This window comes from Zwartia lucis (genome assembly GCF_965234455.1).
Classification (GTDB): Bacteria; Pseudomonadota; Gammaproteobacteria; order Burkholderiales; family Burkholderiaceae_B; genus Zwartia; species Zwartia lucis.
The window spans coordinates 1265794-1283939 of the sequence record NZ_OZ248472.1 but is presented as its reverse complement, the minus strand read 5'-3'; the positions used below and the strand labels follow the sequence as shown (position 1 = coordinate 1283939).

Sequence of the window (18146 nt, the reverse complement as noted above, 5' to 3'; positions counted from 1 at the left end):
CACACCCCCTCTGTTTCGCCAATCGGCAGACTGTTACCGTCTTTTAATAAACTAGGAGTTTATAAATGCGAATAATCCTGGCATTTCTTCTTTTCTGCAGCATCGCTGGCGCTGCAACAGCACAAACTTGGCCGTCTCGTCCGTTGCGGTTAGTGATTCCATTTTCTCCGGGTGGTGGTGCAGACCTCGCGGGCAGGGTGATCGCGCGAGAATTGAGCGACGAATTAAAGCAGCCCGTGGTGGTGGAGAATCGGGCCGGCGCCGGAGGGACTATTGCTCCTGACAACGTGGCCAAGTCGCCAGCCGATGGCTATTCAATGGTCCTCGCCCATGTCGGCGGAATTGCCATTGCCCCGCACATGTACAAGAAACTGCCCTTTGATCCGATCAAGGATCTGGCTCCGGTCACGCCGGTGGCGAACGGGTTGAGTGTTGTGGTCGTCAACCCGGCGCTACCTGTCAAGACAGTGCGGGAACTCATCGCCTACGCGAAGGCGAATCCAAACCAACTGTCATTTGGATCCGCCGGTACGGGAACGGATACGCATCTGGCTGGCGAACTGTTCAAGACCATGTCCGGAACCACCATGACTCACGTTCCGTACAAGGGCGGTGCGCCGGCGGTGCTGGACCTTATCGCCGGGCGCGTGCAACTCAGCTTCGCGTCGGTCGCCAGCACCATCGGCCACATCCAAACCGACCGTCTGCGTGCTATTGCGATGACAGGAGTCAAACCGTTTGAAGGTCTCCCTGGCGTGCCGACCGTTTCGGAATCGGGTGTTCCCGGTTACGAGATAAACAACTGGTATGGCATTTTCGTTCCGACAGGAACGCCTGAGGACATTATCCAGCGACTCAACGCCGCAGTCATCAAAGCGGTGCAAAACCCTGAAGTGCGCGCCAAGCTCATCGCGGCGGGGCTTGAGCCGATGTGGAGCACGCCTGCGGAGTTCTCCGACTATGTGCGTTCCGAAACGACAAAGTGGGGCAAGATCGTGCGAGATTCGGGGGCTACAGCAGAATGATGACCGGGTGTTCACACCAGCTTGCGGCATAAAAATATCCCGAAGGTTGGATTTGACCTTGCAAGTCATTAATATTGTTGAGGTTTTTGGTGGGCGGTACAAGTTTCGAACTTGTGACCCCTGCCGTGTGAAGGCAGTGCTCTACCACTGAGCTAACCGCCCAATCGGGACGCGAGTTTGCAATCGCAAGATTGGTGTGTGCCTTATATGGCAAGACACGCATTATACACAGGACCCTCCACAACAAAGCCTGCTCTACCATTGAGCTAACTGCCCAGCCTTGTGCGCGCAGGACACAAAGAGAGTAAAAAAGCTGCGATAAGTAATGGCTCTACCATCCAGTTGAACTCTGCACCTGGGGCAACCCCTTCGGTTATCACTGGTTTTAGATGGCCTTCGAAAGCTCTCATGGCAGGCTCAAGCATAAAAACAAGAAGTACAAGCGGTACTAATCCTCGATAACGCAGCAAAAGCACCCAGAGCAGCAATGCTAACAGTAGCTGGCTGGCGCCCCATTGACCAAAAATGGCAATAATATTCGCACCTCCTGCAACGGATACGTCAATGGTGGCAATACTGTGTGCACCACCATCGGGAGCAAGCATATGGATCAAACTGCGCGCAGTGACCAAGCTCAGATACAAAAAAGCGATCCACCAAGCTAACGCTGGACCGCCTGCCGTTGAAGGATTGGCAGGAAGTAATGCGGCTAGATCAGGTCGCCAGACTTTGGGAAGCATATTATTCACAAGTGCTCCATCAATTTAAGCCTCACATTGGGCAAAGAGTTAATAATAAGTCCACACGGCTCGTTGTACGCACTAAATTGGCCGATAAGACTCCCCAGATCCACCTAAGGCAGCAGTGGTCTGACTAAGTTGGACAGGTTACTCTTGTCATCCGCTAGTCATTATTGGCCGGTGTAGTTAGCAGCGATGAAATTACCCGGTGGAGTGAAGAACATGAAAAGATTTTTTTTGTTTTGATCTGATGCACTAGGGTTTATAAAAATCACCTTCCATTCTTTACCCTTTTTTCCATCAATGTACTCAATGGACTCTTGCTTGATTGGCGACCAGCTTTTATCAAGTTTTCCATTTTTCACAAGAGCGTCCTTACGTTGGTTCGCACATTGAGTGATCGTAGATTCTGCAGCTGGTTTTGATCCGTGAAAATGGCAGCTGTCACCTGGCCCTGCGTATGAAACAAGTGGGGTAACAGCAGTAAGAGAAAATACGATTGCAAGGATAAGTGATTTCATATTGATTCCTAGTTTTCATTAAAGGGCGTTGCGACTGTTATCCGTCGTATTTTTGATGTCAAGATCTTCATGCGCGTGGCGATGTTCCTCGGAAGGAAATCTGAAAGACTCGCCGTGGACATCATGTTGGTATCCATGCAACTGCACAAAAAGCAAATAAATGCCCGCAAGAATAATACCTAAATTTGCTGTGTGGCTGAACCTTTCAAAATGCGCGGTTTTTCGCCAGAACGACAGCACGGCTACCATCACTATCAATGCCAAAATCTGACCTAGCTCAACACCCAAGTTGAAGCTCAAGATCCTGATGATCATATGAACGGGGTCATCTCCAAGTGGCAATTGCTGTAGGCGTGTTGAAAGGCCAAAGCCATGCAATAAACCAAAAGCAAAAACCATCTTAATTAAGTTTGGTGACGACATGTTGAAATGACGTTGGAAGCCGCCGTTATTATCAAAGCCTTTGTAAATCACGCTAACAGCAATGATTGCGTCGACTAACCAGAAATTCCAAGTGATTTTGAAATATGTAGCAAAGATTAATGTGAGGCAGTGTCCAATCGTGAAGACTGTGACAAATTTCACAATATCTTTAAAGTTGGTTAGAAAAAAAACAACGCCAAGTAAAAAAAGAAGATGGTCGTACCCAGTCAACATGTGACTGGCGCCTAATAAAATATATTGGACATAACCGCCATCCAGCATGCGCTGTTTGTCTTCATCGCTGATGCCATGCGCTAAAGCAATCAGCGGCAAAAGAGCGAGCAACAACACCCCAAGACGATAGGGAGAGAGGTATTTCATTTAAATTCCTCAATAAGTCAAAAGGATCGAATAGGACTGAGATGTCCTATGTTTTTTCAATCTAGACTAATGAGCGGGGTGGACGTAACAAACCGTCTATAAAAACGCTAGGAGGCTCTTTGAGCCCTAAAGAAGGCCTCAAATCTGATGTTGCGCTAGCTGAATCTGAATCTGAACCGGAGACCAGAGCCAATGACTGAAAGCTATCAGATACATGCTGATGTGAGGCATCACTACTGCCGTGATCGAAATGTGTAGCAAATGCGTCGTGGTGATGATGATCTATAGATTGATCATGAGAAAAAGCCTGATGAACTTCTTGTGATGCACTGTTGAAACTTTCAAAAGCAGAAGCCAACAAAAGTTGGCAGCTTAGAAAAATCATAACAATGGTTGTAAAAAAGCTCTTCATGCATAAATTATAGGGTAGATGACATAGGGTTTATGAAACATTTTTTGTAAGAATTGCCTAATAATTAAAACTGCACCTTCAGTCCCACGTTGATCGCACCCAATGCCTGGCCACTGCGTGCCTCGCCTGAGATGCCTGCATACGCAAACGTGTTCTCTGACATCTTGGCTGTGCCGTACAGTCCTGCTTGCACAAACGCCATGCCCGCATTCGGTGTGGTGATGTTGGTGTTTATCCCTCCAAGCGAGGCGTTGAGCGTCGGATTCAACAGTCCCGAGGAGTCCGCACCAATCCCGATATAAGCGCGGTAGGTGTACTTGGCCGTCATCGGATTGTTGGCCTTTGAACCCGCAGCCAAGCCAATCACCCCACGCACGCCATTGCCGGTGTAGCGATTGACGCTCAGCGCCGAGGCCACATCACCCTCATTGACGCCAGACTGCGAGACCATCTGCCAGGTGACCCGAGCAAAAGGCGTCAGACGCATGCTCTCTGTCTCAAACGGGCGGCTCAGCCCCAGACTGACCATCACATCGTTGCCCGAGACCGAGTTGTTTCTAAACCCTGCGCTCAGACCCGTGAGGTCACCGCGCTTGATGTCGCTTGAGCTCAAACCGACGCTTGCCATCGCATCGAGCACGAAACTCTCGACGGGCATCTTGCCGTAGGCAAACAAAGAGCCTTGTTGGATGGTGGAGGCACCATAGGTGGGATTGAGCGTGGTACTCGACAGTGCTAAGCCCGCACCCGCGACCGTGCCGTTGGAGGCGTAAAAGTCCGAACCAAACGTCAGCTGATACAGGTTGTTGCCCCAGCCACCGGACTGGCTGTCGCCTGCGCGATTGCCGCGCTGGTAGGCGAGCTCGCCCCAGACATTGCCCTTGGAGAAAGCCTTGGCCTCAGCATTGGGGTTGACGCTCGGGTTGGAGCTGACCGCTGCGCTCGGAGCGCCTCCCACCTGAGTGCTCATACTCGCGCTGGCCATGGGCATGTTCAGCCCCAGACCCGCCGTGTCGCCTAGGCGATTCAGGACCGCCTGTTGCGTGCGTTGGGTGGTTTGCGCCATCACTGCGACGGTCGCCGCATACACCTCACCGGACATACCTTGTGCAAGGTTAGCCATGCTCTGCGCAGAGGTCTGCCCAGAGATTGAGTACAGCAACTGGTCTTGGGCTACGGTTGCGGTTCCCGCTAAGCTCGCCTGTGCGAGTTGCGTCAACGCGCCACCCACGGACTGCGCATTGGCATTGCCCGAGGCTGAGGCGATGGTGGTCTGATAAGAGGTCGGGATCACTGCCAGATCGATACTATTGCTACCCGCCATGTTGTAAAACGGCAGGAACTGCGTGCCCGCGGCAAGCTCAGCAGGTTGCGTGACGGTCGAGAACCTGCCCGAGATGCCGCCATCGGCTGTGACAATACGCAGACGATCACCCAAACCCGGCACGTAGATCGCACTGCCAAAGCCAGCCTGACCATTCGTAAAGAGATTGGACAGTTGTGGTGAGAGGGTAGAACCTGGCTGGATCACGAACTGACCGTTGGTCACATTCAAGAAAGAGTAATAGCCTGTGGCGCCCACAGGTGAGGTGCTGCTCGCTTGGACCGTGCCGGCAATATCTTGCAGGTAGGTTGAACCTGCATTCATCGTGACCGTGGAGGTCGTCGACAGATAGCCCGGCGAGTTACCGGGCTTGAGTACACCCGAGACAATGGAGTTACCGGTGATCGTGCCCGTGCCCATCAACGTGGCGCCCGAGGCGACGAAGACATCGCCCGTGCCGGTGGGTGAGACGCCTGCGACTGACAAGGTGCCTGAGGCGATCGTGGTGCCGCCCGAGTAGGTGTTGGCACCAGTCAAAACCGTCGTACCTGTGCCATTAAATGTCAGCCCACCAGGCCCAGAAAACATACCCGACAATGTCGCGGCACCTAATGTAGGCGACGTGATCGTGCCACCTTCGGCATTCACGGTGAAATTGATGCTTGAATTGTTGCCGTTCGCGGTTGTGAGCGTACCACCTGCAAAGACAGCATTCACATCGCCAGATGAAATTTGATCGATGCTATACGTCTCACCCGTGGCGATATATGCTGAACTAACGCCTGAAAGTATCAAGTCCCACAGGGTGCCAGAGGCATTGACTAAATTCCAAACACCGTTAAAAAACGAGCCTGACGTTGCTAAAAAATTACTTAAATCAAGACCCTCTATGACCGAGACGTAAGAACCATTCGCGACTGTCGAGTCAGGATAAATACCGAAACTGAGAGGCGATGATCCTTCCACATTAAGGAAACTAATCTTCCCATAATGCGAAGGTGATCGAATGATGATGTTGTAGTTGGTGGGTAAATTACCGACATAAATGAGTGTTCCACCTGTTGTACCCTGCAGGTTATTTAACGTGGTGATCGTACCTGCGTTTGCTATTCCAAAAGCCTGAGCTTGAATCCCAAGCTCAGGGTCAACAGCGGCGGTCATTGTCCCAGTGTTGGTAATCGTATCAATAATACCGACTGAGTTAATACCGTCTGAGTTAAAGATAGCTGCAGCAATACCAGCCCCATTGAGTTCAGCTGTAATGGTTCCAGCATTAGATATATGACTGATCTCTCCAGAAAAATTTAAAACTCCCATCGCATATCCACTTTGACTATTCTTAGCAGAGATCACACCGCCTTGGTTATTAACGAGATCGGTAATTGTTCCTATATTTAAAATTGAGGCAGAGACTGCCTGAGTCGAAGTATCTGTTGAAACTGTGCCGTTGTTAATGAGCGTGGTCATTAAGCCAGCATTTGAGATGGCTCCACCACTAAAGACTTCAGTATTTAAACCTGCTCCGTAAATCGAGCCATTATTTGTTAAAGAGGATATGGCACCGCTAGTGTCATTATAAATTCCAGCGCCGGTTTCGCCATCGTCTCCAAAACTAGCGGATAAGCCGTTGGATGTGCTATCAATGCCATAGGATCCGCCTGCGCCACCATTACCGCCTGTGCCACCATTACCTCTTACATCACTTGCCCCAGGAATGCCATCATTACCCTTAGGCTTACCAGGACCACCAATACCGGCTAGACCACCCACAAAGCCTGCACCACCATTACCACCTCGGCCACCAGGACCGATGTCTATTAATGAAATAATCAAACCCTGGACACCTTCGCCACCAAAACCACCATTACCACCGTTTCCGTCGCTACCATTAAGCCCGGCAGTACCACCATTACCGCCTCTTGCCCCTGCTCCTCCGGCACCGCCAACAATCGTCCCAGTAATGACTAAGTTGTTAATAGTCCCACTATTCAGGAGTCCAACACCTCCATTCGCACCATTGCCGCCTGAAGTGGCATTGCCGCCCGCACCACCATTACCTCCATTACCACCATCACCACCATTCCCACCTGCACCCCCATAAGGATCCACAAAGTCGCCATTAGCGCCAGAGCCGCCATTACCGCCATTACCCCCATTACCACCAGTGCCACCGTGACCACCATTACCGCCTCTTCCTCCTGCTCCTCCAGCACCGCCAACGATGCTCCCAGAAATAGTCAAGTTTTGTACAGTGACACCGACATTGATTGTTACGCCAGCACCTCCAACAACACCATTCGAACCAGGCGTCGATGCATTGGTGCCAGCACTCGCATCTGCACCTCGGCTACCGTTAGACCCATCCTGTCCAGCATTGCCTGGGTTAACACCAGCACTGCCTGCGGAACCGTTTGCTCCATAATTCCCATCTACACCCGCAGAACCATCCAAACCTGGAGCACCATCCTCACCCGCGGTCCCAACACGACCATCATAAACTTGCCCAGAATAACTTGCCGCATTGATGGTCTCTGTATCAACACTAATGACGAGAGCTGATAAAGGTGCTGCCAGCATCGTAGGCGTGACCAGAGATAAAACAGCTGCAATAGCCGTTTTTTGAAAGCGAATTGGTCGCATTTAATCGATGCCCATAGTTATAAAATACTTAAATAAGTACTCACATAGACTCACTTATACGCTTTTAAGACTACCAAAAGCAAACATTTTGAGGGCTTTCAATAGGAAGAACCTCTCTTGCCTAGTTAGTCGATATCAGAGCTAAAGTGCATGGATAGAAAATCAAGTTGCCAGAGTCGCTTAAAAAAGGCTTTTGCAAAGGACGCCAAGACAAGAGGATCCTCGTGCGCCAAGTTTCCAACATTTGAGACATGAGAAATAATGTCAACGATCGAATTCCGTCCATCAACCTGCTGCAATAGCAAGCACTCCAAAGGACTCAGCGTCGTACTCCAGTTGTAGCGATTGAGCGTGTCATTATTAAAAGTGCAGCGATAACGTAACTCTGGTATGCAGTGATCAACAGTCTGAGCGTCAAAGTTGATGTGATAGGACTCTTTGGGACGCTCTTGCCGGCACGCAGTAAAGAAATGGCAGGCATTATTGGTGTTGATTCTCTCCATCACGGACCATTGCTGATGCTCATTTAATGCTGCAACAGAATGCAAGAACGCGTTGTCAGATTGCGCGGGAGGGTAATAAGGACTTTTTAGAAACAAATCCTGAAAAACAAGTCCTGCAGCCTCGACCAAACTGAAACAATCTTGAATCGAATAACTTCGATCCCGTCCGTGTAAAAAGGTATCCACGAGACCAGCATCAAAACCCAAGTCTGGTGCAATATCCAGATAGCTCTTGATGGGATGGTTTGGCGACAGAGCACTCAGCATCTCTCTGACGATCTTGAGTGACTGTTCATTTTGCTCTAACCCCAGATCACGGGCGACGGATTGCAGCATCTCAACGCCGATCCTTCCGTATTTAGCGTAGAGCATGAGCGCCATGACACCCTCACGCCGCAGGCATTGTGCGAGTGCGTCGATTCCTTTTTGAGGATCATTGAGGTGATGTAGCACGCCTGTGGAAACAATCAAGTCGAATTCACCGCTCAGTTCAGGTGCTTGTTCAATTGGGAGCAAGTGAAGTTCGAGATTCTTCATCCCATACTTGTCTTTAAGAAACTGATGATGATTGAGCGAGGGTTGACTGACATCAATCGCGACAACTTTGGCCTCTGGATTATTAAAAGCAAATATCGCAGCCTGATTAGTGCCGCAACCTGCAATCAAGATATCCAGATCAGCTTTTTTATGACGGTCTGGCCAGAACATGCCGTGAGCATGACTAGGGTCAAACCATTGCCAATTATTTTTTATCCACAGTTCGAGATCAATAATCGGTTCGGGATACATCCATTTTTGATACTGGCTAGAGACGATATCTGATAAAGGATTTTGCATATTCATTGAAATTAATCAGTCCTCGATAGACATCACAGCTTAATCAATAAGGGACGAGCACAATCGCATCAAACGTTTGACCACTATGCGTCAAGATTAACGTAGGCCCAGAAGGCGGCGCAGATAGAGTGATGATAAAGTTTAGGCGGTCAGTGACAAGATCATGAAAAAAATCTGATTCGATTTTTCTTGGTGAGCAGATACTTGTGTAAACAAGTGATCCTTTATTTAAGTTGCTCTAATTTCTTTAATGCCCCACTAATGGCATCGCCAGCTAGATTCACGGCAGGAATACCCCTAAAGACAAAAGCAATTCCGGCAACCGCTTGTAACTCCGCAGGCGTCGCACCCGCTCTCAAAGCAGCAACAGCATGGTTTTCCGCGGCTTGTGAGAGATTCATCAACAACATACCAAAAGCCATTAATTGGCATGTTTTATGATCAAGCTCAGCGGGCTCAAGCAACTTACCACGTGCCTCTTCAACGGCCAAGGTCATTTCAGGCGCGGTTGCCATGCCAAGCGCAAGTCGATTTTTAATACGCTCAGGAACAAAGCCTAAGCTATCAATATAGCCAGCTTCAATTTTTTCAATTGGTGACGACATTTACGCTCTCCCTTTAAATGGAGCAAAGTCATAAAGTTTTTCGGGGTTGCTCACAAATAGTTTGGTACGCACACTTTCGTTCGGGACCCAAGTTTCAAGAAGATCCGCCAAATCAATATCATTAGGCATGTCTTGGTGGATACCAGGATGAGGCCAATTGGTGCCCCACACACACTGATCGGGAAACTCGGTCAGCAAGGTTTGCGCAAAGGGTTTCATGTCCAGATAGTCTGGTGGTGCCGCATCGGAGCAACGATACCAACTCGAAATTTTTACCCACGTGTTGGGTTTACGTGAGAGAAGCCTTCGAACCACAGAGAACTGTTCAGAATGAATCGTTTGGCCACCCCTGACGCGCCCCATATGATCAATCACTAAACCGACTGGACACTGCGTCAGACGTTGCTCGAGGCTGAGCCAGTCTGCGGCGTCTTTGACATTGATTTCGATATGCCAACCCACTTCAGCGCAAAGGCGAGCGATGGCTTCGAGATCCTTGGTGGTGGCGCCTGTCGGGAACTGATCCATCAGCCGCGCAGCACGAAATCCTGCCGCATGCAGACGTTTTAAATGCTCAACACTATCGTGAGGCGATATCGCAGCAACCGCCCGGAAGCGGTCTGGATCAGTTTGTATGAAGTCTTCAGTAATGCTGTTGTCAAACCCATAAGCAGAGCCATGCACCTGTACCCCTCGATCAACGCCGAGAGCAGCATGTAAGCGCAGCCATTCTTCCCTTGTACAGATGGGAGGCGTGTATTTACGACCAGCGTCTAGCGGATATTGATCGAACAAATCGAAGATATGCGCATGACAATCAATCGTGCCTGCAGGCAAGCGTCTTTGAGGTGCTCGAAGATTTGAGTCGGGAGGTAAAGGTGTTTGATTCATGGTGAAAGTGTTTGATTAGTTATTGAGCTGAATATTGGCGGCTTTACCAACAGCTTGAGAGTTTGCAAAATCTTTGTTCACATAATTTTGAAACTCTGCTTGATCCATATTCAAAATCTCAACACCGAGAGATTCAAATTGTTTTCTGATCTCGGGTCTTTGCATCGCTTGTTTAAGGGCAGCATTGATTTGTTTAACGACGGCAGGTGGCGTCCCAGCAGGCGCGAAAATACCTGTATATGTTGTCATGTCAATGTCTTTGACGCCCAGCTCCTGTAGCGTGGGCACATTGGGCAGTCCAGCAGAGCGCGCTTTAGTCGTGACAGCCAGTGGTGTGATGGCACCGCTTTTGATATGCGGCATGGAGGCTGTCATTTGATCAATCATGGTTTCAACTTGACCGCCAATCAGATCAGTAATAGCTGGGCCACTGCCTTTGTAGGGAACGTGATTAAGTTTTGTGCCAGAATTGAGTCCGATGAGCTCAATCGCTAAATGTTGTGTTGAGCCGACGCCTGCGGAGGCGACGTTCAGCGCACCTGGATTGGCTTTGGCTTTAGCAGCGAAGTCGGCATAGTTTTTAATTGGACTTTTGCTAGAGGCTGACAAAACGAGCGGAACAGAATGAATCGGTCCCACCGCGATCAAATCTTTCGTTGGGTTGTAGGGTGGGTTGGAAACGAGTGCGGGGCCGATTGAGATGGAACCGCTTGAACCAAGCAACAAGGTATAGCCATCGGGATTGGATTTCGCGACGCGCGAAGAACCAATAAAGCCCCCTGCCCCAGGTCGATTTTCAACAATCACGGTCTGACCCAGTATCTCGGACATTGCGGGTGCGATCGCTCGTGCGGTGATGTCCACGTTACCGCCTGGTGCCCAAGGCACAACGATGGAGATAGGTTGACGCTTTGGAAAATCCTGAGCGATAGAGGGGCTCGTCATCAGGGCAAAGCTTGCGAGTGCGGCAACAGCATAAAATTTATTTTGCATGAAAAGTCTCCAAAATAGCCAAGGTCAGTAGGCAAGATATTGTTGTTAATTGCGATTCTTATACCATGATCATAGTCTTCTCTTTACAAGCTTGGCGCACCTAGGTACAACAACAGACTATGAATAATAAATAGAGGAATAAGAATGTCTTATGTTCACGCACAAGGGGCAAAGTTATTTGTTCAAGACACTGGAGCTGGCACGCCGATCGTGTTCGTGCACGAAATGGGTGCAGACTATCGCGAGTGGGAAGCTCAGGTTCGCTGGTTTTCCCGTAGGTATCGATGCCTTGCCTTCAGCGCGCGCGGCTACCTTCCCTCGGAAGTACCCACCGATCCGAATCTTTATGGGCTCGAATTTGCTGCCGATGATATTGCAGCCGTCATCCGCGGTTTGAATTTAGGTCAAGCGCATGTCGTAGGTTTGAGCATGGGCGCCTATGCTGCACTCCGGTTCGGGATGAAATATCCCGAGTTGGCTCGTTCGCTCGTGGTGGCGGGTGTGGGTTCAGGATCACTCGCTCAGGACCGAGAAGAATTCGTTGCCAAATGCCGAGCGCAAGCCGATCTATTTTTAAAATCAGGTTCTGCTGCCGTGGCGCCGCAAATTGGCAATGCACCGACTCGGATTGGCTTGCTTAAAAAGGATCCCCTAGGTTGGCACAGTTTTGTCAACCACTTGTCCGAGCATGATTCGGCCGGGATGGCGCATACTTTGAACATGTATCAAGCAAGTCGCCCATCGATTCAAAGTTTTGACGCAGAGATTCGTCAGATGAAGGTGCCAACACTTTTAGCGGTAGGTGATTTGGACAATCCTTGTCTTGATACGAATATTTACCTCAAACGCGCGCTACCCAATGCGCAGCTTTGGGTGTGTCCCAATACAGGTCACGCGATTAATCTTGAAGAGCCCGCTGCCTTTAATGAAGCTATTCAGAACTTTCTTTGTGGCTTGGGTTAGTGGCGACTCACTACTTGATAGAGGGCAAGAGGATGGAGATGCACAAGCCAAACACGCTGATGCAAATTGTTGCTAAACCGCCCCCAATCCAAAGGACGTACTTATGAGAATTAGTCAACACGGCAACATCTGCGCGTAATTTGGAAAATTCAGTTTTACATTCGTTTGTATTGGTATTTGTTGTGGCTTTTAAATCCGCCATCTCTGATGACATTCGCGCTTCGAACAAAGTGACTTTGTGATCAAGGTGATCGACCTTTGCCTCAAGTCGATCTGTCTTGGTCTCAAGTCGTCCGGTTCTCAATTCCAGCCGCTCTGTTGCCTCCTCTAGTCGATCCGTCTTCTTTTCAAGACGATCCGTTTTTTCCTCAAGTTGATGAAGATGAGTCTTGACTTCATGACTCAAGATTTTAAAGTCTGCCTTTGTTGCGTACTGACTATGTCTATGCAAAATACCCACTACTCTTCCCTTTTAATAAACGCTTAGATTCAAATTTTTTACAGCCTCCACTTTGAACTCAATGAGTCGCTAACTCAATAGTTTGAGTTAGACTATTACAAACATTTACACGCAAAAAAGCGGAGACAATTTTGAACATCACTGCAATTACAGCGATTCCGCTGTCATTTCGCCTCGACCAGGGTAAAACCGTCACGATGGGAATTGGGAGCACCACCAAGCGAGATGCGATTATTGTTCGCGTCGAAACTTCGGAGGGCATCACCGGCTATGGCGAGGCGCATCCGGGACGCAGTCCAGGTGCGGTAGTCAGCTTGATTCACAACACACTGGCTCCGATGCTAATCGGGATGAAAGCCACTGACTGTGTGGGTGTCTGGAAACGCGTGCACCGGATGCAACTCTCGAGTCACGGTGTGGGCTCAGGTGCCTCTCTCGCCTTGGCTGGTATCGATATGGCGATGTGGGACATCCGAGGCAAGGCTGCGAACATGCCTCTCTATGAACTGCTTGGCGGGAGTAAACGGCGTTTACCAGCGTATGCAGGCGGGATTTCCTTGGGGTATCAGCCAAAAGAGTCGTTAGCAGAGGAAGCCCAAGAGTACGTGGCGCGAGGCTACAAAGCCATCAAACTCAGGCTCGGGGATACGGCTGCTAAAGATATCGAACGCGTGCTGCATGTGCGCAAGGTGCTCGGGGACGATATTGACATTTTGACGGATGCGAATACAGCCTACACGATTGCAGATGTGAGACGTGTCTTGCCCGTACTAGCCGAAATCAAAGCGGGCTGGTTAGAGGAACCCTTCGCCTGCAGTGATTTTGCATCTTATCGCGAAGCCGCAAAAATCACCTCACTGGTGCCGATCGCGGCAGGTGAGAATCACTACACACGTTTTGAGTTTGCTCAACTCCTCGAAGCGGGTGACATCAGGATTTGGCAACCCGATCTCTCTAAGTGTGGGGGAATCACAGAAGGTCTGGCGATCGCTGCCCTCGCCTCCTCACATCGCATCCCCATGAATACGCATAGCTCTGCGACGGGCTTGAATCATGCGGCGACGATTCACTTTGCTTCAGCCATCGAAAACACACAGTATTTCGAAGCTTGTGTATCGCATTACAACCCGCTGCGTGATATGTTTGGTGCCAGCTTTGAGATTGGGCAAGACGGCTGTGTCGAGCCTCTGGACAAGCCAGGTATTGGTATAGAAGTCGATGAATCGATCTTTAAAAAGTACCCACTGATCGATGGTCCAGGTTATGTCGTCAAATTTTAAAAATCGGAGACAAAAAATGAATGCTTTTTCAAAAAAATTATTAATCGCACTCGGCTTGTCTGTGTGTATGGCAAGTACGGCCATCGCTCAAACATTTCCAGAAAAAACGGTACGAATCGTCGTCCCCTATCCTCCCGGTGGATTTAATGACACACTCGCGCGCATATCCAGCGACAGGCTCGGAAAAATTTGGAGCCAACCCGTTGTGGTTGAAAACCGCCCAGGCGGCAACACAACGATCGGAAATAGTTATGTCGCCAAGGCCCCCGCCGACGGCTATACGATTTTGGTCACACCTCTGCCGTTTTCAGCGATGCCTGGACTCTATGGCGCAAAACTTCCTTATGACGCACTCAAAGACTTTCGTGCCCTGATTCTGGCCGGCTCCACTCAAAACGCGCTGGTCACTAAAAAGGGGCTGAATATCAAAAGTGCCAAAGAGCTCGTTGAATACGCAAAAGCGAATCCTGGCAAACTCAACTATGGCTCAACTGGATCAGGCTCATCGAATCACCTTTCGATGGAGTTGCTGATGAACATGACTGGTGCCAAGCTCACGCACGTCCCTTACAAAGGCAGTGCGCCAGCTGTGGCGGCCCTCATGGCGGGTGAGATTGATGTGCTTTTTGATAATGTGCCAAACGTTGTTCAGCAGATCCGTGCGGGCACCATCAATGCGATCGGTGTGAGTGGTCTTAAGCGCACCGCGCTTTTGCCAGATACACCTACTGTCTCCGAGTCGGGCGTACCCGGCTTTGAGGTCAGTGTTTGGTTTGGCATGCAAGTCCCCGGCGCCACCCCCACTGCCATTGTGAACCAAGTCAACCGTGAGCTCGCTAATATTTACCGCCAACCTGAGGTGACTAAACGCTTTAATGATCAGGGTGTTGAGGTGATTGCCAGCACGCCTGAGGAATTCAGCAAACTGCTACAAAGCGAAGTCACGAAGTGGAGCAAGCTGATCAAAGAAGCCAACATTCGGATCGAGTAAACATGAAGATTCAAGACGTCACGCTCACGCTTTTTAGCTGGGACGATATTCCCTCCACCAGCTACGGTGCGCATACGGGCCGTTTTTCTGGTGAGAGCAAGCTCGGCTTATTGGCAATCACAACGGATCAAGGCATCACCGGACATGCCTTTCTGGGCTCTGCTTTTTTTCCAGCAGATATGGATGGCGGCAGTCTGATTCGTTACCTCAAGCCGATTTTGCTTGGTCAACATCCTCTTGACCGCGAACGTCTTTACAAAGCCATGTGGAAACGTGTGCGCACCACCACCGCGCGTTCGATCGGCGCGGTGGATGTCGCGCTTTGGGATATCGCAGGTAAAGCTGCAAACCTGCCGATTCATCAGCTGCTTGGCTCGTATCGCGATCGCGTGCCCGCCTATATCAGCTCGGCAGTGCTCGCAAGTCCGCAAGCCTATGCCGATGAAGCCCAGCATTACAAAGCCCTCAATCTAGCCGCCTACAAAATCCATCCGCCGCAAGTGTGGCGCGAGGATATTAAGGTCTGCGAAGCCGTTCGCAAAGCAGTCGGTGATGAATATGTATTGATGCTGGATTCGGTCTGGAGCTATGACTATCCGCAAGCGCTGCGTGTGGGGCATGTCATCGAAGAGCTCGATTTCTATTGGTACGAAGATCCTCTGGCCGATGCGGATATCTACAACTATATTGAGCTCAAAAAACACTTGAGTATTCCAATTATGGCGACCGAATATCCCGCAGGTGGGCTTGATTCATACGCGCCTTGGATCAAAGAGCGGGCGACTGACTTTTTAAGAGGTGATGTGGCAGTAAAAGGCGGCATCACCACGCTGATGAAAACCGCGCATCTTGCCGAGGCGTTTCACCTGAACTATGAAGTCCATCACGGTGGGAACTCGCTGAATAACTTTGCAAATTTGCACGTCATTATGGCGTTGCAAAATACGGAGCTCTTCGAGGTCTTGCTACCGTCTGAGTCGCAAAAGTATGGGCTGCTGCAGGATCTTGAGATTGATAGTCAGGGAATGATTCATGCCCCGACAGGTCCGGGTCTAGGTGCTCAAATCGATTTCGATCTAATCAAGAGAAAAACTCTGGGTGTATTGAGCTAGTCAGAAGTCGTTATTGACTCGGCTCAAACTGTCGCCACAAGCAACTGCCCTTGACCGATTCATCCAGTGTCGCCAGATATTCCTCATGCGCGAGTAGCTCCTCGGCGCTAGGCAAAATCACGGGTAAGCCGAGCGCATCCTGCTGATGCCCGCGGGCCTCGGCACTTTCTGTTTCGGGTACATCATAGGTATCGATCATCAGGCTGTCTTGACCGCGCGTCATGGCGAGCCAGACCTCAGCGAGTAGTCGCGAGTCAAGCAATGCACCGTGCAAGGCACGATGGGCATTGGAGATACCATAACGCTCGCACAAGGCATCAAGCGAATTGCGCTTGCCCGGGTGCAATGTCTTGGCGTGGACGAGTGAGTCGGTCACACCACTGCAAAACTCGGTCACCGGCTCACGACCAACTTTGGCGAGTTCGGCATTTAAAAATTTCAAGTCAAAAGGTGCGTTATGGATAATTAACTCAGCACCTTCGATAAACTGTAAAAATGCGTCGGCTTGATCTTTAAAACGGGGCTTGTCCGACAGAAAATCCGTCGTCAAGCCGTGCACCCCTAGCGCGCCAGGATCACTCTCTCGATCAGGATTGAGGTAGGTATGATAATGATTGTCGGTGACACCACGATTGAGCACCTCGACAGCACCAATCTCGACAATGCGGTGCCCCTGAGCCGGATCGAGTCCGGTCGTTTCAGTATCAAGAATGATCCAACGCATGGGTGCAGTCGCCGTAAAAGAGGTGTGAGTGTTGGTGTGAATTAGAGGCTCATTTTAGCGCGAGCTTCTTCGACCCCGCGGTTGGCAAGCAAGTCTGCGCGTTCGTTACCCGGATCGCCAGCATGGCCTTTGACCCACTGCCAGCGAATCTCGTGCTTGGCGACCTCATCTGACATTAACTGCCAGAGATCCGCGTTTTTGACGGGCTTTTTATCGGCGGTTTTCCAGCCTCGCTGTTTCCAGCCATGGATCCACTCGGTCATGCCTTTCATCACATATTGAGAATCGACATGGAGAGTGACGTTGCAAGGACGCTTGAGCGCACGCAACGCCTCGATGACCGCCATCATTTCCATACGGTTATTTGTGGTGAGGGACTCACCGCCGTGAAGGGTTTTCTCGATTTGTCCGAGTTTGAGCAAGACGCCCCAACCACCTGGACCGGGATTACCTTTACAGGCGCCGTCGGTCCAAATTTCTACGTTTTCTTTAGTTTGCATCGTTCGCTTTGTGAGTGACAGTCTTGTTTACTTTTTTGTCGGGTTTGAATTTTGTTGCATGGCCACGCCGGCGGCGCGACGTGCACTTTGCTGGACGGTCTTGCTTTTCCATTTGGGTTTGAGCAGGGTCATCCCATGGACCCGCTTGACGGCCGAGACTACATAGACCGCTCCACAAGACGGCCACCAACGATCACCAGCGGACTCGAAAAAAGCCGTGCGCTCGAGCCACTTTTCAGTGCGACAGGGCGGTATATAGCAGCCAAAATGGCCTAACTCTATCTCAAAAGACAATAACTTGAACCAATCCTTCAATCTGGAGAGGGAAACGTGCTGACGCACTTCGGCGGGTAACCAAGGCTTGAGGAGGGGCGCACGTTGACGCAGTCCCCACAAACTCCAAGGGTTAAATCCGGAAATCACGACCCTTCCCTCGGGCACAAGCACACGTTCGACCTCGCGCAATACCTGATGAGGGTTGCTTGCCGTCTCTAAAATGTGGGGTAAAACCACTAAATCCATGCTTTCTCGGTCAAAAGGCAAGAACTCGGGCTCAGCGAGCACGACGCCTGCCCAATCATAGATTTGTTGAGTTTCTGGGATGACTTGACCTGCAAAGGCTTTAAAGGGCATTCTGTTTGCGCGTAGCAGATCGAGTTCGGGCAATCCTATCTGTAGCGCTCGGTAACCAAACACGTTATCGACCATGCCATCAAAGCGTGTTTGCTCCCAATTACGGACATATCGACCCGGATCGGTGTTTAACCACGCACTCAGACTTACAATGGCAGATTCTTGTGTAGACACGCTGTTCCTGAAAA

At 50.2% G+C, this 18146-nt stretch carries 18 protein-coding genes and 1 tRNA gene; 5 read left to right on the top strand and 14 right to left on the bottom strand.

Annotation, left to right across the window (positions count from 1 at the left end; translation table 11 throughout):
* The first annotated feature begins 65 nt into the window (after positions 1-65).
* Positions 66-1025 (top strand): Bug family tripartite tricarboxylate transporter substrate binding protein, encoded by a 960-nt coding sequence (locus AC8GE9_RS06060; protein WP_506676212.1) that lies wholly within the window; start codon positions 66-68, stop codon positions 1023-1025.
* Between the two features lie 87 nt (positions 1026-1112).
* On the opposite strand, the gene AC8GE9_RS06055 is transcribed toward AC8GE9_RS06060, so the two are convergent.
* The 10 genes from AC8GE9_RS06055 to AC8GE9_RS06010 all read right to left on the bottom strand — a co-directional run bounded on the left by AC8GE9_RS06055 (position 1113) and on the right by AC8GE9_RS06010 (position 11295).
* Positions 1113-1187: transfer RNA gene (locus AC8GE9_RS06055), tRNA-Val, on the bottom strand.
* A gap of 104 nt (positions 1188-1291) precedes the next feature.
* On the bottom strand, positions 1292-1774 hold the full coding sequence (locus AC8GE9_RS06050; protein ID WP_506676211.1) for a hypothetical protein: 483 nt from the start codon (positions 1772-1774) through the stop codon (positions 1292-1294).
* Between the two features lie 161 nt (positions 1775-1935).
* Positions 1936-2286, bottom strand: a complete 351-nt coding sequence (locus tag AC8GE9_RS06045) for a DUF6488 family protein (RefSeq protein ID WP_506676210.1) — start codon at positions 2284-2286, stop codon at positions 1936-1938.
* A gap of 18 nt (positions 2287-2304) precedes the next feature.
* On the bottom strand, positions 2305-3090 hold the full coding sequence (locus AC8GE9_RS06040) for a HupE/UreJ family protein (RefSeq protein ID WP_506676209.1): 786 nt from the start codon (positions 3088-3090) through the stop codon (positions 2305-2307).
* Positions 3091-3151: 61 nt separating this feature from the next.
* Positions 3152-3502 carry a hypothetical protein gene (locus AC8GE9_RS06035; protein WP_506676208.1) on the bottom strand — a complete coding sequence of 117 codons (351 nt, stop codon included), beginning with the start codon at positions 3500-3502 and terminating at the stop codon, positions 3152-3154.
* 64 nt (positions 3503-3566) lie between these two features.
* Positions 3567-7466, bottom strand: a complete 3900-nt coding sequence (locus AC8GE9_RS06030) for a hypothetical protein (protein ID WP_506676207.1) — start codon at positions 7464-7466, stop codon at positions 3567-3569.
* Positions 7467-7591: 125 nt separating this feature from the next.
* Positions 7592-8812 carry a class I SAM-dependent methyltransferase gene (locus tag AC8GE9_RS06025; protein ID WP_506676206.1) on the bottom strand — a complete coding sequence of 407 codons (1221 nt, stop codon included), beginning with the start codon at positions 8810-8812 and terminating at the stop codon, positions 7592-7594.
* 218 nt (positions 8813-9030) lie between these two features.
* Positions 9031-9411, bottom strand: a complete 381-nt coding sequence (locus tag AC8GE9_RS06020; protein ID WP_506676205.1) for a carboxymuconolactone decarboxylase family protein — start codon at positions 9409-9411, stop codon at positions 9031-9033.
* Complete coding sequence (locus AC8GE9_RS06015; RefSeq protein WP_506676204.1) at positions 9412-10302, bottom strand: amidohydrolase family protein; 891 nt, start codon at positions 10300-10302, stop codon at positions 9412-9414.
* 15 nt (positions 10303-10317) lie between these two features.
* Positions 10318-11295 carry a Bug family tripartite tricarboxylate transporter substrate binding protein gene (locus AC8GE9_RS06010; protein WP_506676203.1) on the bottom strand — a complete coding sequence of 326 codons (978 nt, stop codon included), beginning with the start codon at positions 11293-11295 and terminating at the stop codon, positions 10318-10320.
* A 144-nt stretch (positions 11296-11439) separates the two neighbouring features.
* Between AC8GE9_RS06010 and AC8GE9_RS06005 the strand changes: the two genes are divergently transcribed.
* Entirely contained in the window at positions 11440-12258 is an 819-nt protein-coding gene (locus tag AC8GE9_RS06005) for an alpha/beta fold hydrolase (protein WP_506676202.1), read from the top strand.
* Positions 12259-12268: 10 nt separating this feature from the next.
* Here AC8GE9_RS06005 and AC8GE9_RS06000 read toward each other — a convergent pair whose 3' ends face one another.
* Positions 12269-12718, bottom strand: a complete 450-nt coding sequence (locus AC8GE9_RS06000; protein WP_506676201.1) for a hypothetical protein — start codon at positions 12716-12718, stop codon at positions 12269-12271.
* A gap of 131 nt (positions 12719-12849) precedes the next feature.
* On the opposite strand from AC8GE9_RS06000, the gene AC8GE9_RS05995 reads away from it, so the two are divergent.
* Genes AC8GE9_RS05995 through AC8GE9_RS05985 form a run of 3 tightly spaced genes read left to right on the top strand, consistent with a single transcriptional unit; the run spans position 12850 to position 16101 of the window.
* On the top strand, positions 12850-13998 hold the full coding sequence (locus AC8GE9_RS05995) for a mandelate racemase/muconate lactonizing enzyme family protein (protein ID WP_028817262.1): 1149 nt from the start codon (positions 12850-12852) through the stop codon (positions 13996-13998).
* Between the two features lie 16 nt (positions 13999-14014).
* A complete protein-coding gene (locus AC8GE9_RS05990; RefSeq protein WP_506676200.1) occupies positions 14015-14989 on the top strand; it encodes a Bug family tripartite tricarboxylate transporter substrate binding protein in 975 nt (324 codons plus the stop codon).
* A gap of 2 nt (positions 14990-14991) precedes the next feature.
* The gene (locus tag AC8GE9_RS05985) at positions 14992-16101 is read left to right on the top strand and encodes a mandelate racemase family protein (RefSeq protein ID WP_506676199.1); all 1110 of its coding nucleotides are present in this window, start codon (positions 14992-14994) and stop codon (positions 16099-16101) included.
* Between the two features lie 10 nt (positions 16102-16111).
* Here AC8GE9_RS05985 and dnaQ read toward each other — a convergent pair whose 3' ends face one another.
* The 3 genes from dnaQ to AC8GE9_RS05970 are packed head-to-tail and all read right to left on the bottom strand — an operon-like array spanning position 16112 to position 18132.
* Positions 16112-16825 (bottom strand): DNA polymerase III subunit epsilon, encoded by a 714-nt coding sequence (gene dnaQ, locus AC8GE9_RS05980; RefSeq protein WP_506676198.1) that lies wholly within the window; start codon positions 16823-16825, stop codon positions 16112-16114.
* A gap of 41 nt (positions 16826-16866) precedes the next feature.
* Complete coding sequence (gene rnhA, locus AC8GE9_RS05975) at positions 16867-17325, bottom strand: ribonuclease HI (RefSeq protein ID WP_506676197.1); 459 nt, start codon at positions 17323-17325, stop codon at positions 16867-16869.
* Between the two features lie 27 nt (positions 17326-17352).
* Positions 17353-18132 carry a class I SAM-dependent methyltransferase gene (locus tag AC8GE9_RS05970; RefSeq protein ID WP_506676196.1) on the bottom strand — a complete coding sequence of 260 codons (780 nt, stop codon included), beginning with the start codon at positions 18130-18132 and terminating at the stop codon, positions 17353-17355.
* Positions 18133-18146: the final 14 nt, after the last annotated feature.